At 70.1% G+C, this 24,039-nt stretch carries 25 protein-coding genes; 11 read left to right on the top strand and 14 right to left on the bottom strand.

Going from position 1 to position 24,039, the window contains the following annotated elements:
- Nucleotides 1-21: 21 nt before the first annotated feature.
- Both C461_RS08590 and gatD read right to left on the bottom strand, forming a co-directional pair.
- Entirely contained in the window at nucleotides 22-1,248 is a 1,227-nt protein-coding gene (locus C461_RS08590) for a GNAT family N-acetyltransferase (RefSeq protein ID WP_008000389.1), read from the bottom strand.
- On the bottom strand, nucleotides 1,245-2,537 hold the full coding sequence (gatD, locus tag C461_RS08595) for a Glu-tRNA(Gln) amidotransferase subunit GatD (RefSeq protein ID WP_008000392.1): 1,293 nt from the start codon (nucleotides 2,535-2,537) through the stop codon (nucleotides 1,245-1,247). Before gatD ends, C461_RS08590 begins: the two co-directional genes overlap by 4 nt.
- Before the next feature lie 120 nt (nucleotides 2,538-2,657).
- Here gatD and deoC point away from each other — a divergent pair, with 120 nt between their 5' ends.
- Nucleotides 2,658-3,296: a deoxyribose-phosphate aldolase gene (deoC, locus tag C461_RS08600; protein ID WP_008000394.1), complete on the top strand. Its 639-nt coding sequence runs from the start codon at nucleotides 2,658-2,660 to the stop codon at nucleotides 3,294-3,296.
- Nucleotides 3,297-3,498: 202 nt separating this feature from the next.
- Nucleotides 3,499-3,732, top strand: a complete 234-nt coding sequence (locus tag C461_RS08605; protein ID WP_008000396.1) for a hypothetical protein — start codon at nucleotides 3,499-3,501, stop codon at nucleotides 3,730-3,732.
- Between the two features lie 52 nt (nucleotides 3,733-3,784).
- On the opposite strand, the gene C461_RS08610 is transcribed toward C461_RS08605, so the two are convergent.
- Together C461_RS08610 and C461_RS08615 are read right to left on the bottom strand one after the other, a co-directional pair.
- Nucleotides 3,785-4,183 (bottom strand): helix-turn-helix domain-containing protein, encoded by a 399-nt coding sequence (locus C461_RS08610; protein WP_008000399.1) that lies wholly within the window; start codon nucleotides 4,181-4,183, stop codon nucleotides 3,785-3,787.
- 128 nt (nucleotides 4,184-4,311) lie between these two features.
- Nucleotides 4,312-5,178 carry a universal stress protein gene (locus C461_RS08615; protein ID WP_008000401.1) on the bottom strand — a complete coding sequence of 289 codons (867 nt, stop codon included), beginning with the start codon at nucleotides 5,176-5,178 and terminating at the stop codon, nucleotides 4,312-4,314.
- Nucleotides 5,179-5,371: 193 nt separating this feature from the next.
- Here C461_RS08615 and C461_RS15830 point away from each other — a divergent pair, with 193 nt between their 5' ends.
- On the top strand, nucleotides 5,372-5,545 hold the full coding sequence (locus tag C461_RS15830) for a hypothetical protein (protein WP_008000402.1): 174 nt from the start codon (nucleotides 5,372-5,374) through the stop codon (nucleotides 5,543-5,545).
- 42 nt (nucleotides 5,546-5,587) lie between these two features.
- Here the strand turns inward: C461_RS15830 and C461_RS08620 are convergent, their stop codons facing one another.
- Genes C461_RS08620 through C461_RS08630 form a run of 3 tightly spaced genes read right to left on the bottom strand, consistent with a single transcriptional unit; the run spans nucleotide 5,588 to nucleotide 8,246 of the window.
- Complete coding sequence (locus C461_RS08620; protein WP_008000404.1) at nucleotides 5,588-6,418, bottom strand: ABC transporter ATP-binding protein; 831 nt, start codon at nucleotides 6,416-6,418, stop codon at nucleotides 5,588-5,590.
- Nucleotides 6,406-7,218 carry an ABC transporter permease gene (locus tag C461_RS08625; RefSeq protein ID WP_008000406.1) on the bottom strand — a complete coding sequence of 271 codons (813 nt, stop codon included), beginning with the start codon at nucleotides 7,216-7,218 and terminating at the stop codon, nucleotides 6,406-6,408. The genes C461_RS08620 and C461_RS08625 overlap by 13 nt, the downstream gene beginning before the upstream one ends.
- The gene (locus C461_RS08630) at nucleotides 7,218-8,246 is read right to left on the bottom strand and encodes an ABC transporter substrate-binding protein (RefSeq protein ID WP_008000408.1); all 1,029 of its coding nucleotides are present in this window, start codon (nucleotides 8,244-8,246) and stop codon (nucleotides 7,218-7,220) included. The genes C461_RS08625 and C461_RS08630 overlap by 1 nt, the downstream gene beginning before the upstream one ends.
- Before the next feature lie 304 nt (nucleotides 8,247-8,550).
- Between C461_RS08630 and C461_RS08635 the strand changes: the two genes are divergently transcribed.
- A complete protein-coding gene (locus tag C461_RS08635; RefSeq protein ID WP_008000410.1) occupies nucleotides 8,551-9,462 on the top strand; it encodes a 1,4-dihydroxy-2-naphthoyl-CoA synthase in 912 nt (303 codons plus the stop codon).
- A gap of 45 nt (nucleotides 9,463-9,507) precedes the next feature.
- Here the strand turns inward: C461_RS08635 and C461_RS08640 are convergent, their stop codons facing one another.
- From C461_RS08640 to C461_RS08655, 4 genes are all read right to left on the bottom strand, one after another.
- Nucleotides 9,508-10,533 carry a carbohydrate kinase family protein gene (locus C461_RS08640; protein WP_008000412.1) on the bottom strand — a complete coding sequence of 342 codons (1,026 nt, stop codon included), beginning with the start codon at nucleotides 10,531-10,533 and terminating at the stop codon, nucleotides 9,508-9,510.
- A gap of 32 nt (nucleotides 10,534-10,565) precedes the next feature.
- Nucleotides 10,566-11,846, bottom strand: a complete 1,281-nt coding sequence (locus C461_RS08645) for a DHH family phosphoesterase (RefSeq protein WP_008000414.1) — start codon at nucleotides 11,844-11,846, stop codon at nucleotides 10,566-10,568.
- Nucleotides 11,847-11,923: 77 nt separating this feature from the next.
- Nucleotides 11,924-12,388, bottom strand: a complete 465-nt coding sequence (locus C461_RS08650) for a universal stress protein (RefSeq protein ID WP_008000416.1) — start codon at nucleotides 12,386-12,388, stop codon at nucleotides 11,924-11,926.
- Between the two features lie 462 nt (nucleotides 12,389-12,850).
- A complete protein-coding gene (locus C461_RS08655; protein ID WP_008000417.1) occupies nucleotides 12,851-14,461 on the bottom strand; it encodes a heme-binding protein in 1,611 nt (536 codons plus the stop codon).
- 138 nt (nucleotides 14,462-14,599) lie between these two features.
- Here C461_RS08655 and C461_RS08660 point away from each other — a divergent pair, with 138 nt between their 5' ends.
- The gene (locus C461_RS08660) at nucleotides 14,600-15,850 is read left to right on the top strand and encodes a lycopene cyclase domain-containing protein (protein ID WP_008000418.1); all 1,251 of its coding nucleotides are present in this window, start codon (nucleotides 14,600-14,602) and stop codon (nucleotides 15,848-15,850) included.
- A 73-nt stretch (nucleotides 15,851-15,923) separates the two neighbouring features.
- Nucleotides 15,924-16,493: a PadR family transcriptional regulator gene (locus tag C461_RS08665; RefSeq protein ID WP_008000419.1), complete on the top strand. Its 570-nt coding sequence runs from the start codon at nucleotides 15,924-15,926 to the stop codon at nucleotides 16,491-16,493.
- A gap of 50 nt (nucleotides 16,494-16,543) precedes the next feature.
- Here the strand turns inward: C461_RS08665 and C461_RS08670 are convergent, their stop codons facing one another.
- Nucleotides 16,544-17,356, bottom strand: coding sequence for an SDR family NAD(P)-dependent oxidoreductase (locus C461_RS08670; protein WP_008000420.1), 813 nt, complete (start codon nucleotides 17,354-17,356; stop codon nucleotides 16,544-16,546).
- 164 nt (nucleotides 17,357-17,520) lie between these two features.
- Between C461_RS08670 and C461_RS08675 the strand changes: the two genes are divergently transcribed.
- Nucleotides 17,521-17,727, top strand: coding sequence for a hypothetical protein (locus C461_RS08675; protein ID WP_008000421.1), 207 nt, complete (start codon nucleotides 17,521-17,523; stop codon nucleotides 17,725-17,727).
- A gap of 122 nt (nucleotides 17,728-17,849) precedes the next feature.
- Nucleotides 17,850-19,529 (top strand): hypothetical protein, encoded by a 1,680-nt coding sequence (locus C461_RS08680; RefSeq protein ID WP_008000422.1) that lies wholly within the window; start codon nucleotides 17,850-17,852, stop codon nucleotides 19,527-19,529.
- Between the two features lie 166 nt (nucleotides 19,530-19,695).
- Here C461_RS08680 and C461_RS08685 read toward each other — a convergent pair whose 3' ends face one another.
- On the bottom strand, nucleotides 19,696-19,926 hold the full coding sequence (locus tag C461_RS08685) for a hypothetical protein (protein WP_008000424.1): 231 nt from the start codon (nucleotides 19,924-19,926) through the stop codon (nucleotides 19,696-19,698).
- A 107-nt stretch (nucleotides 19,927-20,033) separates the two neighbouring features.
- Nucleotides 20,034-20,807, bottom strand: a complete 774-nt coding sequence (locus C461_RS08690) for a GTP cyclohydrolase III (RefSeq protein WP_008000426.1) — start codon at nucleotides 20,805-20,807, stop codon at nucleotides 20,034-20,036.
- 235 nt (nucleotides 20,808-21,042) lie between these two features.
- Between C461_RS08690 and C461_RS08695 the strand changes: the two genes are divergently transcribed.
- The 3 genes from C461_RS08695 (at nucleotide 21,043) to C461_RS08705 (ending at nucleotide 24,021) form a co-directional block, all read left to right on the top strand.
- Nucleotides 21,043-21,822 carry an HAD-IIA family hydrolase gene (locus tag C461_RS08695; protein WP_008000428.1) on the top strand — a complete coding sequence of 260 codons (780 nt, stop codon included), beginning with the start codon at nucleotides 21,043-21,045 and terminating at the stop codon, nucleotides 21,820-21,822.
- Nucleotides 21,823-22,190: 368 nt separating this feature from the next.
- Nucleotides 22,191-23,585: a DUF92 domain-containing protein gene (locus tag C461_RS08700; protein ID WP_049906448.1), complete on the top strand. Its 1,395-nt coding sequence runs from the start codon at nucleotides 22,191-22,193 to the stop codon at nucleotides 23,583-23,585.
- A gap of 1 nt (nucleotide 23,586) precedes the next feature.
- Entirely contained in the window at nucleotides 23,587-24,021 is a 435-nt protein-coding gene (locus C461_RS08705) for a GNAT family N-acetyltransferase (RefSeq protein WP_008000435.1), read from the top strand.
- Nucleotides 24,022-24,039: the final 18 nt, after the last annotated feature.

Here is a 24,039-nt window from a genome sequence, read left to right on the forward strand (position 1 = left end):
CGTCGACTCGGCCGCCGTCATTTATAAATCGTCGGTCGTCACATCGGTCGCACCCGGCCCCGAACCCGACCCCGTGAGGTCCGCGCTCATGACGAAGTCGGGCTCTGCGGCGACCGGGACCCGGTTCGCGCCCGTGTCGCTCACGTGCTCGACCGTCTCCGGGATCAGCACCCGAGTCGCGTCGGCGCCCGCCTCGGCGGCGTCCGCGGCGATCGATTGATAAAGGGCGCCGGCCGCGTCGACGTCGCGCCACGCCGAGACGCCGTATTCGGCGACTCGTTCGGTGTCAGCGTCGCCGTCGCTGGCGCTGTCGCAGTCATCGTCGCCGCCGTCAGCTGCCGGGCGTTCGGAGGTCCGCGTTCGGACCGCGAAGCCGGCGATCGGACCGCGACCGGCGCCGGGGGTGGCAGGCGCCTCCGCGACCGCGAGCAGCCGCCCCTCGTCGGCGGCGGTTCGGAGCCGATCGCGGGTGAGCGCCGAGCAGGCCCACGACTCGCCGGGGTCGAGCGCGAGCCCCCTGAGGTGGTCGCGGGCGTCGCTGTCGGTCCAGAACGCCCACGCCGCGTTCGGGTCCGGGTCGTCGACGGCTTGGAACCCGTCGGACGCGGTGTCGCCGGCGGCGTCCGCCGAGTCCGTCGCGTCGGCCTCCCCCGCGTCCGGCACCGCTCCCGCGTCCGGCGCCGGCTCCGCGAACCGGAACTCCGTCCCGGGCTCGAAGCCGACCGCGCGCGACTGGCCGAGCCCCATGACGTTCCACGAGAACACCATGTTCCGGCAGACGGTCGCTCCCCGCCCGCGGGCCCACTCCAGCGCGGCCTCCGAGAGCGCGGTGCCGACACCGAACCCGCGAGCCGCGGGGTCGACGCGGATCCCCTGCCCCCACGACTCCCACTCGGAGAGGAGGACGCCTTGGATACAGCCGACGACCGCCTCTTGGTCGCCCGGGGCGGCCGCGCCCGCGCCGTCGCCCTCGACGAGTGTATCGCCCGGCTCGCGGTCGTCGCGCTCGGTCACTGCGTCGCTATCGGTCACTGCTTCCGACGGCAACGTCGCGACGAAGGTCTCGCGGTCCGGGTCGTCCGACGCGGCCCACTCGGGGAACACGCGCGGGATGTAGTCGTCGTGGCGCTCGCCCCACGTGTCCCGCGTGAACGCGGCGACCGCGTCCGCGTCGGCGGGGCGGGCCTCGCGGACGACGACGGCTGGAGTCGGTTCCGCGTCGGCACCGCCGGACTCCCGATCGCTCATCGCCAGGGCTGTGACTCCGCGGTCAGCTCGCCCGCGAGGTCCCGGCCCATCGCGTCCGCGGCGTCGCCGGTGTTCGCCAGCGCCCACATCAGCTTCACTTTCGCGGTGCCGGGGAGGGTGTCGCCGGCCTCGACGACGCCGGCGTCCAGCAGGTCGCGGCCGGTGTCGTACACGCGGTCGCAGACGCGGCCGGCGAGACACTGGCTCGTCATCGCGACGACGGTGCCGTCCGCGACCAGCGCTTCGATCCGGGGGATCAGGTCGGTGTGGACGTGGCCGAGCCCGGTCCCCTCGATCACGACGCCCGCCTTCCCGTCGAGGTAGTCCCACGCCGCCGGGTCCATCCCGGGCGTGAACTTGACGAGCTCCACGTCGCTTTCGAGGTCGGTCGCGAGGTCGGCGTCGGCCCCCGCCTCGCCCCGCGGGAGCGGCTCGCGGTTCCACTCGATAGCCGCGTCGGCGGCGTCGCCGTCGGCGCCCGCCTCGGCGGCGGCCTCGTAGTCGACGATCCCGAGCGGCGCGCCCCCGACCGTCTCGAACGCGTCGCGCCGGGAGGTGTGGTTCTTCCGGACGCGGGTGCCGCGGTGGAGCGCGCAGGCGTCGTCGGACTGGGTCGCGTGCATGCAGACGAGCGTCTCCGCGTGGTCCGCCTTCGCGGCCTCGACGGCGCACACCGCGTTCATCACGTTGTCGGAGGAGGGGCGGTCCGCGGAGCGCTGGCTCCCGGTGAACACGACCGGGACCGGCGAGTCGAGCATGAAGGAGAGCGCGGACGCGGAGTACTGCATCGTGTCGGTACCGTGCATCACGACGACGCCGTCGGCGCCGGCGGCGATCTCGTCTTCGACCGCCTCGGCGAGCTCCCGCCAGATCGCGGGCTCCATGTTCTCCGAGAGGATGTTGGCGACGACGCGCCCGCGGTAGTTCGCCCGCCCGGCCAGATCCGGAACCGCCCGCAGCACGTCCTCGGCGTCGAACTGCGCCGTGACCGCGCCCGTCCGGTAGTCGACGGTGGAGGCGATGGTGCCTCCGGTGGAGATGAGCGAGATCGTCGGTAGGTCCTCGTCGAAGGTGATCTCGGACGCCTCGCCGCCGCCGGCGTCGGCGCCCCCGTCGACGTCTCGGGCGCCGGATTCGAGCACCTCGACGTCGGCTTCGGCGCGGTCGACGCCGACGTTGTACCCGCCGTCGAGCTTGACGACGAGGTGGTCGTGAGTCGTCGAGGGGAGCAGTACGCCCTCGTTCGTGACGTCCCCGCGGTCGACGCGGACGCGATCTCCCGGTTGCATACCACCCGCTTCCCCTGCGGCGGACTTGAATCCAACCGTTCGGTGCCGGCGCACCGAGCGCCGGCGAGCCGGTCCGTCTGTTCCAGTACGCCTTTTAAACGTCGCCTCCACTGTCGAGGTATGAACCGCGACGAGTTCGCCGCAGCCATCGATCACACCGTGCTCGGCCCGGAAACCACGTGGGCAGACGTCGAAACGGTCCTCGACGAGGCCGCCGACAACGGGATGAACGCCTGTATCCCGCCCTGTTACGTCGCCGAGGCGGCCGACTACGGGAACGCGCCGGAGACGATCGCCACCGTCGTCGGCTTCCCGCACGGCCAGCACGCACCGGCGGCGAAACGCGACGAAGCGGTCGAGGCGTGGGAGGACGGCGCCGACGAGATCGACCTCGTGATCAACGTCGGTCGCCTGCGGGCGGGCGAGGACGAGGCGGTCGCCGCCGAGATCGCCGACGTCGTCGCCGCGGTCCCGATCCCGGTGAAAGTGATCATCGAGACCGCGCTCCTGACCGACGACGAGAAGCGCCGGGCCTGCGAGGCGGCCGTCGACGCCGACGCGGACATGGTGAAGACCTCGACCGGATTCGCCGACGGCGGCGCCACCGTCCCGGACGTCGAACTGATGAGCGAGTACCTCCCGGTGAAGGCGTCCGGCGGCGTCGGCTCCTACGAGGACGCGGCGGCCATGCTCGACGCGGGCGCGGTCCGGATCGGCGCCTCGTCGGGCGTCGCCATCGTCGACGGCTATCCGCAGTAGCCGTCGGCGGGCGTCCCCTCAGGGTCTCCGTCCACAGGTTCCCCGCGCTTCGGCCTCCGTCGTCGCCCTCTCTACCCTTTCGTTCCCTACTGCTCCCCGTCCGTCTGCCCTCTCGCCTTCCGCTCTTCCTCTGCCGTCTCCCGTTCCCTCTCCGTGAGAATCCCGTGATACACATTTGTAAGTCACACCCCTATCTGGAGGTATGAGCCACGGAGCAAAATCGAAACGGCTGGATGTCGACGCCGCGTTCAAAGCGTTCGGCGCGGTCGGAATCCTCATCTCCGTCGTGCTGATCGTCGGCGTGCTCGCACTGACCGATCCGTTCGGCGACTACGTCACCACCTCGCCCGCGGTGTTCGGGAGCCTGCTGTCGGCGGTGCTGCTCGGCGCGGTCGGCTACGCCGCGTACGCGCTCCGCCGCCGGACTGACTACTGAACGAACGGACGACTGCCGAAGAACGCCATTCGAAACGGATTCGCGACCGATCTCAGCTCGACGCCTGCACCGAGTCCGTCCGCTCGTACTTCTCTTCGAACTCCTGGATGAGCTGGCCCATCTTCGCGTACCAGTCGTTGAGCATCCGCTGCATCTCGTCGGTGATCTTCTCGGGGTCGGTCGGCGAGTAGACGTGGTAGTACCCGCCCTGGTCGTAGTTGATCTGCTCTTTGGTGATGAACCCGGTCTGAAGCAGGCGCTGGACCGACCGGTACGCGGTCGAGCGTTCGCGGTCGACCGCCTCGGCGACGGCGTCGATCGTCATGGGCTCGTCGCTCTCGACGAGCACCGTGAAACACTCCCGGTCGAGCGGCTTGAGCCCGTGGAAACACTCCAGTAACCCCTCGCATTGGATGTCGCGCTGGAGCTGTTCCGATAGCGAGTCTGGCATAGTATTGGCGATATGTACGACACGTACTGGTAAAAGGCTTGTGTGTAGATAACACAATCTTGCGACATCCTACTAACTGGAAGGAGCGTTCGGGAGGGTCACCCGTCAGACCGGCGGCCCGTTGGGGCTCACGCCGACCGCGGCGGCGGCACGAGGAAGACGTTCCCCGCCGCCCGGGCGACCACCTCTTCGGAGACGCTGCCGAGCAGGAGTCGGCGCAGTCGACTGCGACCGCGGGAGCCGAGCAACAGCGTGCTCGGGTCGTGGTCCGCCTCCGCGGCGAGGATCTCGTTGGCGGGGTCGCCCCGGCGGATCTCCGTGCGGGCGTCGAGGCCCCACTCGTCGAGCCGGTCGACGAGTTCGTCGAGGCGCTCCTCGGGGTCGGGGCCGCCGCTCGTGTCGTCTTTCGGTGATTCGACGTGCACCAGCGTGACCTCCTTCGTCGCGTGCCGGAGGTACTCGAACGACTGGAAGGCGCGCTCGGCGTTCTCGGAGAAGTCCGTCGCGAACAGCGTTCGCTTGAACAGGTGTCGGCGGATCGTCTCGGGCTCGTCGACGCCGCGCTCGATCCGGTCGACGAGGAGCGGCACGACCGTCGTGCGGGCGAGGTTGCGCGCGGTCGACCCGATCACGCGGTTCTCCAGCGGGCTCTTCCCGCGCGACCCGACCAGTACCAGATCCGCCCCGACGGAGCCGGCGATCCCGTTGATCCGGCGGTGCGGCGTCCCGCGGACGACGTGGGTCTCGACGTCGAAGCCGGCGTCTTCCACGATCGACCGGTAGCGGCGGAGCGCCTTCTTTCGGCGTTTTTCGAACCCCATCCCGGGCATACCGGAGTGGACGTTGGAGGGGACGACCGTCACGATGTGGATCCGCTCGACGCCGATCCGACCGAGACAGTTCAGCCCGGTCTCCGACTCGATCATCGACTCGCTGGCCGTCGAGAGGTCCGTCGCGATCACCGCGGACTTCCCGCCCGTCGCCGATCCGGTCATCGGCGATCGCCTCGTCGTTCGGTCGCCCGGGTTCGATCAGTAATTACCATACCACACAATACTCGTGTGTCGGAAATAAAGCTCCCGGTCGTCTCGTCGCGGGGGACCGCGTCCGGACGCGGTCGCCTGCGGAGCCCGCCGCCGACCCGACCGCTCGAAAGGCTATAAACGGCCGGCGGTCGAAGCGAGCCGCATGACTGACGAGACGATCGAGGCGGCCGTCGAGCGGTTTCTCGACGGGACGGAATCGGCGCTCGACGACTACGATCAGGGGTACGCGGACGCCGACGCGACGCTGTCGGTGGTGCGCACGCACATCGACGAACTGGCCGCCGCGGTCGACGAGGGCGACACGGAGTCCGAGTAACCGTCGCGGCGGCCCCAGCGTTCCCGGCGGGGAGAGTCCGCCTCAGGGCCGCGCGCCGATCAGTTCGCGGACCCGAGCGACGTGTTCGCCGAAGGCCGGATCGCCGCGCTCGCGCGGGCGGTCCACGTCGACGTCGACGACCTCGGCGACGCGGCCGGGCTCGGCCGCCATCACGACGATCCGGTCCGCGAGCGTCACCGCCTCGGCGACGTCGTGGGTGACGAAAAGCACCGTCTTGCCCGTCGACTGCCAGACGTCGAGTAGCTCCCGCTGGAGCATCTCGCGGGTCTGCGCGTCGACCGCGCCGAACGGCTCGTCCATCAGGAGCAGTTCGGGATCGACCGCGAGCGCCCGCGCGATGGCGACGCGCTGTTTCATCCCGCCGGAGAGCGACTTCGGGTACGAGTCGCGGAACTCCGAGAGCCCGACGAGCTCGAGCATCTCGTCGACCCGCCGCTCGCGCTCGGCGTCGGTGCGGTCGCTTCGCTCGAGGCCGAACCCGACGTTCTCCGCGACGGTGAGCCACGGGAAGAGGTGGTACTCCTGGAACACGACGCCCATGTCGGTCGTCGGGCCGATGACTGGGGTGCCCCCCAGCAGCACCTGCCCGTCGGTGGCGTCGGTGAGTCCGGCGATGACCCGGAACAGCGTCGTCTTCCCGCAGCCCGACGGCCCGACGAGACAGACGAACTCGCCCTCCTCGACCGCGAAGGAGACGTCGTCGAGCGCGCGGACCGGCGTTCCGTCGCCCTCGTAGGTCTTGCCGACCCGATCGACGGCGACGCCGGCCTCGCCGTCACCCGCGATCTCGTCGACCTCGTCGGTCACGCCCGTGTCGTCGGCCTCGTCGGCCCCGTTGCTCACGCCTGCCATACTAACACCCGCCGTTGAGCCGCGCGGAACGCCACGTCGACGAGCAGGTACATCAGGCTCAACACGAGGATGTACGCGATCACTTTGTCGACGAGGAGGTTGTTGCTCGCCCGCAGTATCTCGCGGCCGACCCCCGGGACGCCGAAAATCTCGGAGGCGACGACGAGCATCCAACAGCGACCGAGCCCGGTGCGGATCCCGGTCGTGATCCCCGGGAGCGCCGCCGGGACGACGATCGACCGAACCATGTCGAGGTCCCCGCGAACGCCGAGCGTCCGGCCGACGTCGAGGAGGTCGTTCGAGACGCCCTCGACGGCGCCGTACGCCGCGTAGAAGTTGATCCAGAACGCGCCCACGGCGATGATAAACGCGGCGCCGGCGTCGTTGATCCCGAACCACGCGATCGCGAACCCGATCAGCGCGAGCGGCGGGACGGGCCGGAGCGTCCGCACGAGCGGCGCCGTCACGTCGTCGAGCAACCGGCTCCACGAGAGGGCCACGCCGGCGCCGACGCCGAGCGTCGTCCCGACGAACGTGCCGGGAGCCCAGTGCCGGATACTCGACCACAGCGCCGCGGTCATCGTACCGGAGGCCAGTTCCTCGGCGAACGCGTCCACGACCGCCCCCGGCGAGGGCAACACGTACGCCGGCTGGGTGAGCGAGACGAGGTGCCAGAGGAGAACGAACCCGGCGATTCCGGCGACGCCGCGGACGAGCCGCCGCGGATCGTCGAGGCCGATGCCGGTCGCGATCGCTGTGCCGCCGTCGCCGTCGAACCGTCCGCCGGTGTCGGTCGCCATCAGAGCGAGTCGTATATCTCGAGGTCGAAGATCGCCTCGGTGGAGAGCTGTTCGTCGATCTGTCCGTTGTCGGCGGCGAACTCGGAGAACACCTGCGTCGCGTCGGTGATCTCGTTGGGGTCGGTGATGAAGTTCGACAGCGGCGAGTCGAGCGCCTTCCGCGCCCGATCGACCGGCATCCCGATCCCCTCTTCGACGTGCGCCGCGGTCGCGTCCGGTTCGTCGGCGATGAACTCCGTGGCGCGAACGTGCTGTTCCAGGAACTGCGTCGCGACCGGGGAGTCGCGGACCGCGTCGCTCATCAGGGTGACCGCGGCCGGCTGGCCCGGCAGGATGTCGGCGGCCGTCCGGAGCATCGTGACGGACGACCCCTCCTCAGCGGCGATCGTCGGCACCGGCTCCATGATCGAGGTGCCGTCGACCTCGCCGTTGGCGATCGCCTGCCAAACTGCGCTGGCGCCGTTGATCTCGGTGATCTCGACGTCTTCGCCCGGCACAGCGCCGATCTCGTCGAGCCAGAAACGCAACAGCACGTCGGGGACGCTCCCCTGCGGGAACGTGCCGAACCGGAACGGCTCGCCGTGCTCGGCTTCCCACATCGAGAACGCCTCCGCGCCGTGCTCCTCGAAGTTGGCGTGGATCGATTCGTCGGCCATGATCCCCATCGGCTCGCGGATGTTCGCCGCGGTCACCTTCGCGGGGATCTCGCGGTCGATGACGATCATCGCCGGGACGACGCCGAACATGGCGACGTCGATCTCGCCGCCGCCGAACGCCTGGACGATCGCCGGGCCGTCCGTGAACTCCTGGCCCTCGATCTCGGCGTCGACCTCGTCGAGGTACCCCTCGCCCTCCATCACGTACCACTGCAGGTCCGGGTAGATCGGCATGTGCGCGACCGTCAGATCCTCGATGTCGCCGCCGGCGCCGCTTCCGCCGCCGAGACAGCCGGCGAGACCGAGGGTCACAGATCCGCCCGCGGCCGCGAGAAAGGACCGCCGCGAGGCTGACGCGTGTCGTTCGTACATACGCATGGAACGGGACCGTCGGTCAATACCTCCGCGCCACCAGCAACGAGGGCACGTACCGATGACGGGCGAGAGACGAGCGAGCCGCGAATATCCGCCCCAAGACCGCGTCGAGCCGGTTATAAGCGCCCACACAACCGTCCGTGATCGGCGTAATATTTGCCAACGGTGCGGTGACGACGCCCGTCGGGGTCTCCGACGTCGCCAGGGTCGCCGACCCGCCGCCGCGCCGACCCGCCGCCACGCCGACTCACCACCGCACCGACCCGCCGTCGTTTATAATCGCGCCCGCGAACGGGGGCGTATGGTCTCGGAGATCTTCGATCCAGACGCGTGGGAGCCGGTCACCGACGAGTTCGACGACATCACTTACCACCGCGGCGTCGACGTGCCGGTCGTCCGGATCGCGTTCGACCGCCCCGAGGTCCGCAACGCGTTCCGGCCGGGGACGGTCGACGAGCTGTACGCCGCGCTCGACCACGCCCGCAAGCAGGCGGACGTGGGCTGCGTGCTCCTCACGGGCAACGGTCCCTCGGAGAAGGACGGCGGCTGGGCGTTCTGCGCCGGCGGCGACCAGTCGGTCCGGGGCGACTCGGGCTACGAGTACCGCGACGACGACGAGGCCGACGAGTCGGACGACCCGCTCGTGCGAGAGGCGCGGGCCGGGCGACTCCACATCCTCGAAGTGCAGCGGCTGATCCGGTTCATGCCGAAACCCGTCGTCGCCGTCGTCCCCGGGTGGGCCGTCGGCGGCGGCCACTCGCTGCACGTCGTCTGCGACATGACGCTCGCCAGCGCGGAGCACGCGAAGTTCCTCCAGACCGATCCCGACGTGGGCTCGTTCGACGGCGGGTTCGGCTCTGCGTACCTCGCCAAACAGATCGGCCAGAAGAAGGCCCGAGAGGTGTTCTTCCGCGGGAAGACCTACTCGGCCGAGGAGGCCGAAGAGATGGGCATGGTCAACGAGTCCATTCCGCACGACGACCTCGAAGCGGTCGCGATCGAGTGGGCCGACGAGATGACGAAGAAGTCGCCGACCGCGATGCGGATGTTGAAGTACGCGTTCAACATGACCGACGACGGGATGGTCGGCCAGCAGGTGTTCGCCGGCGAGGCGACCCGCCTCGCGTACATGACCGAGGAGGCACAGGAGGGCCGCGACGCGTTCTTACAGAAGCGCGAGCCCGCGTTCCGCGACTACCCGTGGCACTACTAACCTGAAAATCCGCAAAATGATCCGCAGCGGCGACGCATCCCCGAGCTACGCGTCGTCGTCGTCGAGGAACGCCGCGACCGCCTCGCGGGTCGGCAGCGCCGACATCCCCCCGATGTCGCGGACCGACAGCGCGGCCGTCGCGTTGGCGAACGCGAGCGCGTCGTCGAGCGCCGCGCCGTCGCTCGCTCCCCTCTCGTTCGACTCCTCATCGCTCGGTCCGTCCGCGTCCGACCCCGACCCCGCCGCGAGTCGCGCGATCAGCCCCGCGGTGAACGCGTCGCCGGCGCCGGTGGTGTCGCGGCTCTCCACCGCGAACCCCTCGTGTCGAACGGTCGCCTCGCCCCAGGGCGCGTCCGCCGTACTGGCGGCGAGCGCGCCGTCCGCGCCGAGCGTGACGACCGCCGTGTGCGGGCCGAGCGCGCAGAGGTCGCGGGCCAGCCCCGCGCCCCACCGCGAGGAGAGGCCGGTCTCGGCGACCTCCTCTTCGCTGCAGAACACCACGTCGCTCGCCTCGACGACCTCGCGAAGCGCCGCGAGCACGTCGTCGGTCGCTCCCTCCGCCACGAGGTCGGGTCGGTAGTTCACGTCGAACGACACCGTACACCCGTGGTCGGCGGCCCGAGTCGCCAGTTCGACCATCGCCTCTCGTCCGCGGGGATGCGTCAGCGCCACGCCGCCGAGGTGGACCCACGAGGCGGACGCGAGTGCGTCCGTCGGGACCGCGTCGGGATCGAAGCCGAACGTGACGTCACCGGCGCCGTAAAAGCGGAACCGGCGGTCGTCGGTCTCGGGCAGCGACACCACCGCGAGCGTCGTGTTGCCGTCGACGCGCTCGATCTGCGTCGTCGGGATCAACTCGCTCCCGAGCGTCTCGGCGAGGAAGTCGCCGAACGGGTCGCCGCCGAGCCGCGTCCAGAAGGCGGGGACGACGCCGAGGCGCGCAAGCCCGACCGCGACGTTGGCGGGCGCGCCGCCCGGGCGGTGCGAGAACCCCTCGACGTCGCGCAGCGTCGCTCCCTCGCCGGGGAGGAAGTCGACCAGCGTTTCTCCGGCCACGAGGATCTCCGGCATTGCGTCAACGAGGAGCGCCGGAGAGTATGAAACTATTCGTCCGCGTCGGCGGCCGAGACTCCGTCGGCGTCAGCCGCGTCGGCGGCCGCGACCTCCTCGGCGACCGCCTCGAACGCCGCGAGGATGACGCGCTTGCAGGCCTGCCCCTCGGTCGTCCAGTGCTGTGCGTAATCGAGCATGTCGTCGTAGATGTCGGGCTTGCAGCCGGCCGCCTGCGGGTGGCCACCGCCGTTCACCTTCCCGGCGACCTCGTGGGCGTGCCGGAACCCCTCGGAGCCGCGGATCGACGCGGAGCCGGCGGGCTTCACGATCACGGCCGCGTCGGCGCCCGCCTCCCGCAGCGCCTCGGCGACCTCGTTCTGCGAGCACCGACCGTACGTCACCGCGACGGTCCACTCGCCGACCTCGTGGGTGACCGCGCGGTCGACGGCGGCGGCGATGCGCGCCTCCTTCTCGACGCGACGGTCCGCGACGTACGCCCGAACGGTCTCCGGGAGATCGGCGCCGTACGCGCCGACGATCGTCGCGTACTCCTCGCTGCCGGCCCAGTAGGAGTAGTCGGCCAGGTCGTCCGAACGCGGGTCCTCTTTGATCCAGAGGTCGTGGTCGCGGGTCACGGCCGCCAGTTCGGCCCAGCGGTCGTCGAACGCGTGGTCGAGAGAGCGGAGCGCCACGTCGGCGGTGCACTCCTCGTCGGACTCGCCGACGACGAGGTCGACGCCCAGGTCGCGAACGGCCGCCGCCGCCTCCGCGTCCCACTGGTGGTGGTCGAACCAGCGGATCGAGTCGGTCGACTCCACGAGCGCCTCCAGCGGCTCCGCGATCCACTCGTAGTCGTCGGGGCACAGGTCACAGACGAACAGATCGATGTCGTCGTCAGCGTACGCCAGCACGCGTTCGAGCGACGTGTCGATCGAGTACGGCCCCGCCGCGACCAGCCCGACGGGCGACTGCGTGTGGGCGTCGGCGGTCGGGTCGGCGTCCGCGTCGTCAGCGCTGGACTCGTCGGGCTCGTCGTCGGTTTCGTCGTCCGCGTCGTCCTCGTCATCCGCATCGAGTCGCGCCTCGATGGCCGCCTCGAAGTCGGCGGCGTCGAGGGCGGCGTCGTACGCCTCACGGATCATCGCCGCGCACGCGAGGCCGTCGGCGTCGCCGTCGGCGATCACGACCGCCTCGCTCCCCTCGATGGCCTCCTTCGCTCGCGTCTCGGCGCGCTCCTCGTCCAGCGAGTCCGGATAGAAGAAGCCCTTGCCCGGCAGCCGCGTGTACCGCGAGCGGGGAGTCCCCGCCTCGTCGATGAGATCGTCGTCCATACCGTCGAGCCGGGCGGGAGCGGGAAAACTCCGCCGTTCTCCGGCGTGAGATCGCAGCCTTCGCGGGCGGCTTCCGCTCAGATCGTCGTCCGTCGCGGGTCCTCGTCGGTGAGCTGGCGGACGGTCAGGACGGGGACCGGACACGTCCGAACCACGCGCTCGGCGACCGAGCCGATGAGGAACCGGTTCTCTCCGTGTCGCCCGCGCGTGCCCATCGCGACGATGTCGGCGTCGACGTCGCGCGCGTACTCGGCGATCTCGGCCGCCGGCCGCCCCTCGCGGGCCTCGACCGTGACGTCGAGGGAGGGGTCGCGATCGGTCGCGGCGTCGGAGACCTGGTCGAGCGCCTCTCGCCCCCGGTCGTCGAGCGCGTCGCGCAGGTCGTCTCTGACCTCGTCGGGCGTGGACTCGACCTCGCCGCTGTCGACGACGTAGACGGCGTGAACCTCGGCCTCGAACCGCGCGGCGATGTCGATCGCGAAGTCGACGGCCCGGCGGACGCTGTCGGAGCCGTCGGTCGCGATCACGATCGTGTCGAACATAGCCGGGCGTTCGCCGCAGCGATACCTAAAACCCGGCGGTCGGGTTCGGTGGTGAGGTATAGAAACCGCGGCCGCGACTCCGACTGCGACTGCGACAGGTCCTTATAAATGAGCGGTGCGGTGGCGCGTGCCGAGGAGCGGCCGACAGGCCGCGAGTCGCACGCGCGAGGGACGCGGCGACCGAAGGGAGCCGCGAGGCTGGGGAGGCGTGAGGAGCGGTTGCGGTGCTGTGCGGGCGATGCTGTGCGGGGCGGGACGCAAACGACTCGCCCCGCCGACGAGAGTTTTGGAGGTGGCCGCCCCGCTATCCGTAGCAACCGCTTATAAACGATCGACGGATACTCCAGAGACGATCACTCCCTGATCCACGACGACCGTTTATAAATTGTCACCGCCCCCGCCGACAATCACTTATAAATACTCTCTGCCCGCTACCGCCCGCTACTGTCCACTACAGCCGCTCTACGCCAAGAAGACGTGTCGCGGGCGGTCCGCGAGCACCTCGCGGCCCCACTGGACCGTCTCGCGGAACTCGTCGGAGCCGAAGAACGCCATCGCGTCCTCCTTGGCCGTCCACTGGCTGGCGATGAACATGTCGTCGGCGTTCTCGACGTTGATCATCAGGTCGGTCTCGAGGTGGCCCTCCATCTCGGAGAGCAGGTCCTCGACGTCGTCGAACGTGTCGACGAAGTCCTGTCGGTGCTCGGACTTCGTCGTGTAGAACATCCCCATCGTGCCGAACCCGGACTCCTCGCCGGCGCGGCCGACGACCTCCGGCAGCTCCGAGAGGAACCCCGCGGCGGTCTCGGCCGCGGAGGCCGTCTCCCAGATGGAGACGACGGCGGCGCGGTCGGTGTGGCGCCCCTCGTACACCGCGGTCTTCACGTGCGTGCCGTAGTGGTCGAAGTTCCCGCGGAGCCCCTCGACCTCGTCGAACAGGTCGTCGACGTCGGCCTCGCTGTACAGCACCGTCGCGTACACGTCCTCGCCGTGGGGCTTCCCGGCGTAGATATTGAGGTCCGCGAGTTCGCCACGGATGTCCTCGTCGGAGGTTCCCTCCTCGCCCTCGCCGCCGTGCTCGCTCCCGTCACCGCCCGCGTGGGGGTGGTCGCCCTCGCCGGCGCCGTCTCCCTCACCGTGCGGGTGGTCGCCCTGTGGGGCGCCGCCCGTTGCACCGGCGTGGTCGTGACCGTCGCTGGGACCGTGGTGACCGCCGGCGTGGTGATGACCGCGCTCACCGTGGCCGTGGCGACCCTCACCGGAGTCGGCGCCGGTCGCTTCGTCGTCCGCCTCGCCGGTCGGCACCGTCTCGCCCGCGAGGTACGCGCCGAGGTCGGCGGGCGGGAACCGCCGCCCGATGTAGAACTCGCCGAACTCGCCGTACCGCGAGGAGGCCGGATCGAACCGCATCTCGTAGACGATGTCCTTGATGTCGGTGGGGTCCGAGCCGAACAGGGTGACGCCCCACTCGTGGCTGTCGAAGCCGACCGAGGAGGCGATCACCTGTTTGATCTTCCCGGCGTACCGCTTGCCGACCTCGCCGTGGTCGGCCATGAGGTCGGCGCGGTCCTCGAAGCTGAGGTCGTACCAGTTGTGCTCCTCGCCGCGTCGCTTGCTCATCGGGTAGAAACAGACGTACTCGTCGTCCGGAATCTCCGGCGTCAGTTTCCCTTCGATGTACCGGCGGAGGCCGGCGTCGACCGAGTCGGGGTCCTCGAAGTACTCGTCGGAGACGTAGCCGGAGACCTCCGTGACGGAGACGTACGAGGTCGTCCGCTCCGTGAACTTCGCGAGCGCGGTGTCCTCGAACCGGCGCTCGATCGACGAGAGGTCGTCGAGCGTGGGCCGGAAGTGGACGAAAAGCAGGTCGGCCTTGTGCCCGAGCACGGAGAAGAGCCCGGAGTCGCCCTCGTCGGCGTCGGCGACCAACTCCCGGTGTTTCAGGAAGGCCTCGCCCTCCTCGATCGCCTGACGTCGCTCTCGTTCGGGCGCCTCGCGCCACGCGTCCCAGTCGATACTGCGGAAGTCGTGCAGCGAGAACCACCCCTCCTCGGTCTGTGGAGCCTCGACCATACGTCGACTTGGGTCGCCGGGACTTAGGGGTTTGTGAGTCGTCGTCGCGTAGCCGGGGAGAAGCCGTCTCGACGAGTCGAGCGATCGAACTTATGAAACATCCAACAATATTAATCGTGAGGGGCGCGTTGGTGACACATGGCCATCGCTCGGCACGAACGCGGACTACGGGCGGACCTGCGGGCGTTGCTCTCGCAGGTCCATCCGGTGTTCATGCTGCCGCCGCTCGCGGCCTCGTGGTTCGGTGCGGCCGTCGCCGGCGAGTTCGCACTCTCGGTGGGCGTGATTCACATGGGCGCGATTTTCTTCGCGGTGTACACGGCCCACGTGAAGGACGGCTACGTCGACTTCTACCGGCGCGGCGAGGACGACGACCACCCGATGACGGTCCGCGGCTGTCGCCGCTCCCTCCTCGCCGCCGGCGTCGGCTTCGCCGCCTGTACGCTCGCGCTCGGCGTGCTCGTCGGCCCGGGCGCCGCGCTCGTCACCCTCCCGACCTGGTTCATCGGATACCTCCACGCGCCGCAGCTCGACACGAATCCGCTCACCACGACGCTGGGGTACCCGACCGGTATCGCGCTCGCGCTGCTCGGCGGGTTCTACGTCCAGACGGGCGCGGTGACCGCGACGATACTCGGATTCGCGCTCGTCTTCCTCGTGACGCTCGCCGGCGTGAAGATCATCGACGACGAACAGGACTACGCGTACGACCGGTCGATCGACAAACGAACCGTCTCGGTGCTGCTCGGCCGACCGCGAGCCCGGACGCTGGCGTTCTCCCTGCTGATGGCCGGGCTCGTCGGCGTCCTCTGGGGGACGGTCAGCGGGCTGTTTCCACCGTCGGCGCCGGCCGCGGCGCTGGCGTTCGGCTCGATCGCGCTGGTGGCCAGTCGGGCGGGCCCGACGATCGCCACGATGCTCCTGATCCGCGGCGCCTACGTCTTCTTGGCCGTCCTGCTCGTGGCCGTCTGGTTCCGGCCGCTGTCCGGCACCCCGCTTCCGGACGTCACCGCTCTCGGGCCGTACACGTACCTCGCCACCGAGATCGCCTTCGGCGCCCTCGCGTTCGGCCTGCTCCGCTACGCCGGCGCGCTCCGGCAGGCGGCCCGAACGATCGCCGCCCTGTATCCGATCGCGTACCTCTGGGACTGGTACACGCTGGAGGTCGGCGTCTTCGAGATCCCGATGCGCACCGGGTACGACCTGTTCGGGATCCCGATCGAGGAGCACCTCTTCATGATCGTCGTGCCGGCGCTCGTCCTCGGCGTTCACGAGACCGTCCGGAGGCTCTCGGCCGAGCCGACCGAGCCGACCGAGTCGACCGATCCGGCCGAGTTGACCGAGCCGACCGAGCCGGACGACGCGCCTCGAAGGGATTCGCACACGTGAACGCGCTCGCAGTTCGATCGCCGAGTGACGCCCGACCGAAACCCTTTCACCACGACTCAGAAAGGTAGGGGCAATGCGGAAAAGCGGGCCGCCGAAAGGACTGATCTCGTACCTCGTGTTGGAGCTGCTGGACGAGCGCCCCCGGTACGGGTACGAGCTGCTTGGCGAGATCACGGCGATCAGCGGCGGCCACTGGGAGCCGTCGTACGGCTCGGTGTACCCGATTCTCTACAAGTTCGAGGAGGACGGCGTCGCCGAGCGCGTCGAACGCGCCGACGAGCCCGACCGGAAGTACTTCGCGCTCACCGAGGCGGGCCGCGAGATGCTCGTCGAAAAGCGCCGCGAGATCGGCGGCGAGGCCAAGGACTTCGGCGACGTCGTCCTCGGGTTCTACCACCTGTACGCCGCGCTCGCCACGGACGACCGGTTCGCGGTCGACGACGCCGACGGCGACTGGAAGTTCTCGGAGCGTTACAGCGCGTGGATCGTCGAGCAGACGATCCGTCACCACGAGCGCGACTTCGGGGAGTTCGAGCGGATCGACGCCACCCCCGAGGAGTTCCACGCCGGGAACTCCGAGAACGCCGAGGACTCCGAGAACACCGAGGACTCCGGGCCGGCGGCGTCGGGCGCGGTCAACTGACCGGCTGTCTCTTTCGATTCACTCCGTCAGCCGTCCGCGAAAATCGCCCGCTAGCGGTCGATCAGCCGAGCGAGAATCCGGCCCGGAAGCCCGGCCCGAACGAGTCGGTCGGCGAGTCGATCGGGAAGCACGGCCGTCACTCGCGGGAGCCACCGCGCGCGTCGGCTCACGCGGTACCGGGTCCGCGGTCGGTCGGTCGTGGCCGCGACGACGACGCGATCGACGACCGCGTCAACGCTGGTGGCGGCGGGCGCGTAGCCGGCAAACGATCGGTACGCGTCGGCGTACGGGCCGTCCGGATGGCGCTCGGCGCGCTCACGGGCCTCTTCGGCCGCGCGCTCGTTGAGCCCGGTCCGGACAGGTCCCGGCTCGACGAGCGCGACGGTGACGCCGCGGGATTCCACTTCGCGGCGGAGCGCGTCGACGTACCCTCGGAGTCCGGCTTTGGCGGCACTGTAGGCCCCGTGGTACGGGAGCGACACCCCGCCGAGCATCGAGCCGACGACCACGATTCGGCCGCCCCGCTCGCGGAGCGCGGGGAGCGTCGCTCGGACGACGCCGTGGACCGCGGTCAGGTTGGTGTCGATCTGGCGGCGGAAGGAGTCGACGGTGGTCTCTTCGACGGCGGCGATCTCGTACGCGCCGACGCAGGAGACGACGCGGTCGAACGGCCGGCCGCCGAGCCGCTCTGTGACCGCTTCGCCGTCCCGCAGGTCGAGCGCGTGCGTCTCCACGGCGTCGGGGAGCGCGTCGAGTCCCGGCCGGTCGACGTCGACGCCGACCACCCGGTGGCCGGCGGCCGCGAGCGCGCTGGCGACGCCGCCGCCGATTCCGCCGGCCGCCCCGGTCACGAGGACGTTCATGCGACGAGATAGCAGTCCGCAACGGTAGACGGTGACGGTTCTCGCGAGAAGCGAGGAGCGGCGGCGCTGGGGGCTATCGGCGACGGCAGGGGTTCGGCGAGCGGTCGCCTCGTCCGCCGATCGGTCCCGAAGGTCTATACGACGGAGCCGCGAGTATGCGGACAATGTCCACCGACGAACCGTCCGTCCCGATCGTGTGCACCGAGTGCGAGACGGAGACGCGCGTGCCGCTGTCGGACGTGGCGGACGCGCTCACCAGGCACAACGACGGCAAACACGACGGCGAGGAGATCGCCGAGGTCGACCCCGCGCTGAAAGATCAGCTCGCCGATCTCGTCGCCGAGGATCTCGGGCTGTTCGAGGGGGCGTAGCGCCCCGTTCGGCCGACGCACGGGCGTTCCCTCGCACGTCGACGGCCCGGACTGGTCGGCGGCGGAACCGTTCGAAGGCGAGGGTTTAGTGCCGCCCGCGCCAACGGGACGGTAGCACCCACATGGTACCTAACGACACCCGCTCCGTCGGCGAGCTCGAGGGCCGTATCGAGACCTTCGACTCGACGCCGCCGGCGACGCTGAGCGACGAGGAGTGCGCACAGCTGACCGACGCCCTCGTCGCGCTCGCCGACGCGTACGGGGCCCGGGGTGAGTTCGACGCGGAAGCCGAGCTGATCGCGCGACTGGACCGGTTACGCGCCGCCAGACCGGGATCCGACGTCGATATCCACCTCGCGAGCGCGCTCGCGAACGCGACCGAGGTACACGGCCGCGCCGACGTTTACGAGACCGCGATCGACCCCGACCGGTTGGAGGCCTACCGCGACCGGATCGAGGAGCTGTACGAACGCCGACCGGAGCCGGTGATCGCCGCACCGCTGGCCCGCGCGACGGCACAGACGGTCCACGCGAACGGAACGGCCGAGCGGCCCGGTCGGATCGGACCGCTTCTGGACCGACTCGAAACGGTGTACGACGCCCACCCGGAACCGGACGTCGCCGCGTCGCTGCTCCGGGCGTACGCGCACGCCGAACTGTACCTCGGCGCTGACTCTCTCGACGCTGATTCCCTCGACGCTGACTCCCCCGACGGTGATTCGGGCGTAGGCGAAGACGACAGAGAGGACGGAGCGGCCTCGCACGAAGAGCAACCGGACGGGCCAAACGGCGACGGACCGGCGCGCGACCGCCTCGCCCGCGCCGAAGATCTGTTCAAGACGCACCCGGACGGCGAGGTGGCCGCCGGGCTGGCCGGAATCCTCGCCGGCCGGACGAACGCGGACGCCAAGCGAACCGACGTCGAGACGATCGAAGACCGGATCGGACGGATCGAAGCGCTCGCCGACCGGTACCCGGCACACGAGTCGGAGATCACCCGCTGGCTCCCGGTCGCGACCGCGAACGCGACGCGCGCCAGCTTCGAGGTGGCGGACGTCGGACGCGTCGAACACTGGGCGGCTCAGACCGCCGACTACCACGAACGGCTCGCGACCGCGTCCAGCGCGACGTGGGCGGCGGTGGCGACGTTCTTCTCGGCACGGGCGTCCTTCTACGACGGCGACGTGGCGGCCGGGGAGGAGAAACTCGAACGGCTCGAAGCGCTCGACCGCCGGTACGACAACCCGGTGTTCGCCCACTGGCGGAGCCGGGCGATGTTCGACGCGGCCCGGGCCTACGTGGAGACGAACCGCCCCGAGCGCGCCCGCGAGACGGCCGCCGAACTGGCCGCGTTCGCGGTCGGTCACGAGGACCGCGAGGCGATCGAGTCGGGGCTCGAATCGCTGTACGCGCACGCGCCGCAGATGTTCGACGAGGAACGGTTCGAGGCGGAGACCGAAACGGAGGCCGGTTCGGAGAGCGACGCGCCGGCCGACGACGAGTCCCGGGCCGCGGACCACGAGATCGCGGTCGAACCGACGTCGTCGGTCGGCGCACCCGGCGACGCGCCCGGGGAGACGGCCGCCGACGCGACCGCGTCGAGCACCGACGACGGGAGCGGGTGCGGATCGTGCGGCGACGACGGATGCGGAAGCTGCGGGAGCGATCGGCAACTGGCTGAGCCGGCGAGCCTTCCCGTGCTCGCCGCCGCGGCCGCCGCGCTCGCCGTCGTCGTGCTGTCGGTCGCGTACACGCTCTACCGAGCGGCGGGGGCCGCGAAGCGCGCGCTCGACAGATCGTAACGGACGCAGAATTCGGCAGCTCGTCGCGTCGAGCAGTGAACGGTGCACACGACAGTCGGCCCGACAGCGGGCTTAGCCGTCTCGGTGGTCGGCCGGCTTCATCGCGGGAAGACGTCGCCAGTCGCGGACTCGAACGGACGCGATGTCGTCGGTCCCGTGGTCGCGGTCAGTCGTCCTGCGCGAACGCACCCTTCGGGTGCCCCTTGTGCTGGAGGTTGCGGTTGTCGCGCTTCCGCGTCGCCGTCGCCGGGATGACGTCGTCGACGTCGACCCGCGGGCGGCCGGTGTAGCCGTGGTCGGGATGCTCGGAGCAGTGTGCCATCGCGTCGTGAGATCCCTCCCACGGCCCTTCGGTACAGTCGTCTGCCGTGCAGACGAACACGATGTCGTCGGACATGTTAGCTGACGATTCCCAGTAGGTGTATAAAAACGTCACAGCCGGATTATCAGAATAGATATCTGACGTGAATCCCGTCGAACCGGTCCGGTATCGACGGCAGGCGGTCAGTCGCTGACGGCCGGGGCGCCGAACAGTTCGACGCTCGTGCCGTCGAGGCGGCAGTCCTCTAAGGCGTGTTTGGCCGCGAAGCCGGCCTCGTGGGCGGACGCGCCGCGGCCGACGCCGACCTGTAGTTCGACGTCGACGTCCCGCTCGACGTGGGCGACCGCGTCGGCGAAGGCCGACTCGGGGAGGTCCGGGCAGACGGCGATGATGTTGTCGCCGCCGACGAAAAACGAGAGCGCGCCGTGCGTCTCCCGGAGATACCGCATCAGCGAGGCGTAGGCCTGTTCGATGTTGATGAACGTGTCGAACTCGTTGAGCCGATCGGTGTACTTCCCCGTGGCGTTGACCACGTCGAAGTGCGCGATCTGCAGGTCCGACCCGGTCGTCTCCGTGAGGTACTCGCCGTCGAGCACCTCGACGCGCGCCTCGTCCTGTGCGCTCCCGACGGTCTGCAGTCGGTGGTTGGCCGCCTCCAGGGCGTCGACCGGTCGCTCGGCGACCGCGGTGCCGAGGCTGACCGTCACCGGGTACCGGTTCCCGATCGACTCCTGGAGCGTCGCGTGGGCGGCGCCGTCGACGCCGTTCGTCACCGCGATCATGTTGTCGAAGCGCGTGAAGAAGACGTACGCGTCGCGGTGACCGAGGAACTGAGCGATGTCGGCGAACAGCCGCGACTGGAGGGTTTGCAGGTCCATCTCCCGTCGCGGTTCCGGCGTCACCGTCCACGGGCCGTAGTTGTCGATCTGGACGAGAGTGACTTGGGTCGTCGTCACAGTGGCCGTCAGTTGGGAGCGATGCCGCTTTACGCTTCCGTTATCCCGAAGCTGAAACCCGTATCGTTTCTGGAACCTCGGCTTCTTTCGTCACCGACCGGCTCGACGGCCCAGAACCGGCCGATTCAGCGATTCGGGCCGCGACCGGTCGGAGCGTGGGAGCCGCTCGTGCCGTCGAGGAACTTCGGGGCGTTCGGTGCGTAACCCCTACGGCCGTCGCGCTCCGACTCCCTCCATGGGATTCAGCGGCGCCGTCCTCGACGTCGACGGCACGGTCGTGCGGGGCGACGAACCGATACCCGGCGCGCCGGCGGGGTACCGGCGGCTCCGCGAGGCCGGGATCGAGACGCTGTTCGTCTCGAACAATCCGACGAAGGCGCCGCCGGCGTACGTCGACCGGCTCGGCGCGGCGGGCTACGAGGTCGACGCCGAGCAGGTGTTCACGGCCGGGACGGTGACGACGCGATACCTGTGCGACCACCACGCGGACGACGAGCTCCTGTGTATCGGCGCACCGGGGCTGTTCGACCAGTTCGCGGCGGCCGGGCTCGCCACGACGGACGACGTCGACACCGCCGACGCGCTCGTCGCCTCGATCGATCACGAGTTCGACTACGACGACCTCTGTACCGCGCTCTGGACGCTCGACCGCGACGTGCCGTTCATCGGAACCGATCCCGACGTCGTTATTCCGGCGCCCGGGCGCGACGTGCCCGGGTCGGGAGCCGTGATCAACGCCATCGCCGGCGTCGCCGAGCGCGACCCCGACGTCGTGCTCGGGAAGCCGTCGGATCCGGCGATCGAGATGGTCCGCGAGCGGCTCCCGTACCCGCCCGAGGAGTGTCTCGTCGTCGGCGACCGGCTCAACACGGACATCGCGCTCGGCGAGCGCGCCGGGATGACGACCGTGCTCGTCCGCTCCGGCGTCACGGACGACGAGACGCTCGCGGCGGCCGACGTGTCCCCCGATCACGTGCTCGACGACCTCGGACAGATCGGACGCGTCATCGACTGATCGAACCGGTCGCGGCGCGAGCGCGCACACCGGTTACTGTTTCGCCGCGGCCCCACAGATCAGGAGCTCCCGGCGCGTTCGCCGCGACTCTCACTTCCGCCGCGTGGAAAATATTTATATAAGATAGCTGCAACCGCTCGAACATGGGAGTGGTTGACTCACACGAGGACGGATCCGGCGACGACGAGGAAGACCCGGAGCGGGCGGTGCGCGTGCTCGAAGGGCACGCGGTGCAGTTCAACGAGTACCGGTACTGAGGCCGTTCGTCGGCGATCCGTCGTTTGTGTCCCGTTCGACCGACCAGCGAGCGCGCCGAGAGAGCGGCCGCTGTCGGGACCGTTAAGTGCTCGTCCCGGGTAGCCGGGGGTGTGATACCGAGGCTTCGACGTGCGAGTATCTTCGCCGCGGTGGCCGCGCTCGCGGTCTTCGCGCCGGCGCTCGGTGACGCCGCGGCCGTGCCGTTCCTCGCCGTCGCCGGCCTCGCCTTCTTCGGGATCCGCGACGGCGACTGGTTCGAGACCCTCGCGCTCCCGGGCGACGAAGAAGCGGAGCGACTCTACGGACTCGTCGCCTTCGCACTCGCCGGCGGCGGGCTCGCGCTGTTCGCCTCGATCGCTCCCGTTCCCCTCCCGTACGAGGCGTTCGCGGCCGCGACACTAGCGGTCGGCGGGGGTCGACTCGGCCGCGAACTCGTCAGCCCGCAGACCGCAGACGAGTTCCCGCTCGTCGCGGCGTACGTCGCCGGGGGGACCGTCGCCGCCCTCGCCGGACAGCTTCTCGTGCGGCTCCAAGCGCCCCCCGTCGCGGAAGGCGTGAACGCGGCCGGCGCGTCCGGCCTCGTCGTCGGGGGAGGCGTCTCCGTCGCCACCGTCGGCGCCGCGCTTCCGGGTCTCATCTTCTTGGCGGCCGTGGCGGCGTTGACGGCCGCGTTCGTCAGGTCGCTGGTGTTCGCCCGGGACGCGCACATCACCGTCATTCTCGTCGCGTTCGCGGTCTGGGGGTTCATCGTCTTGGCCCCGACGGTCAGCGCCCCGCTCATCGCCTTCGGGCTCGGCGTGACCGCCGTGCTCGGCTACGTCTCGTTCGCGCTCGGAACGGCGTCCGTTCCCGGCATGCTGACGGGCGTGCTGGCCGCGCTGCTGGCGGTCGTGCTCGGCGGGATCGGCTGGTTCGTCACCCTCATGTCGTTTTACGCGATCGGGGGGCTCGCCTCGAAGTACCGGTTCGACGAGAAGGCGGACCGCGGCGTCGCCCAAGAGAACGAGGGCGCCCGGGGCACCGGCAACGTCCTCGCCAACTCGGCGGTCGCGCTCGCCGCCGTCGTCGGCTACGCGGCGAGCGCCCACGTCAACGTGCCGCCGTCGCTGTTCGGGTTCGCGTTCGCCGGCGCGACCGCGACCGCGATGGCGGACACGCTCTCCTCCGAGATCGGCGGGCTGTACGACCGACCTCGGCTCGTCACGACGCTCAAGCCGGTCGCGCCCGGAACCGACGGCGCGGTCACCTGGCAGGGCGAGGTGGCTGGGCTCGCGGGCGCGCTCGTCGTCGGCGGGCTCGCCGCGGTCGGAATGCCGCTCGGAGACGCCGTTTCGGGCGGCGCGATCGTCGTCCTCGCGGGCGTCGCCGGAATGACCGTCGACAGCCTCCTCGGCGCCCTGATCGAGGGCGATCGGGTCGGCAACCAGGCCGTGAACTTCCTCGCGACGCTGTCGGGGGCGATCGTGGCGGTCGCCGTCGGGGCCGCGGTCGGGGTGGTGCTGTGAGATGACGGCCGCGACCGAGCCTCCCGACCCCCGCGTTCGCGCCGCCCGTCCGCGGGACGCGGCGGCGATCCGCGACCTCCAGTCGCACCTCCGGCAGCCGAATCCCGAACTCTTGGAGTACGGGCTCGCGGTCGGCGCGGCGCTCGTGAGCGTCGCCGACGGACGGATCGCCGGGTATCTGCTCCCGATCGACGCTCCGAACGCGGTCGGCGTCCACCTCGCGGAACTCGTCGTCGACCCCGAGTACCGACGTGAGGGGCGCGCCCGCGGACTGCTCGCCGCCGTCATCGGCGACGCGGACGGTCCGGTGACGCTGCAGGCGCACCCCGACAACGACGGCGCGCTCGCGCTGTACGACGGGCTGGGATTCGAGGTCGTCGACCGGCGCGAAGACGTGTACGCCGACGGCGACGCGCTCGTGTTGCGGCGGGCGTGAGGCGGCGCGTCTCCCCGT

Source organism: Halorubrum aidingense JCM 13560 (assembly GCF_000336995.1).
Taxonomy (GTDB): Archaea; Halobacteriota; Halobacteria; order Halobacteriales; family Haloferacaceae; genus Halorubrum; species Halorubrum aidingense.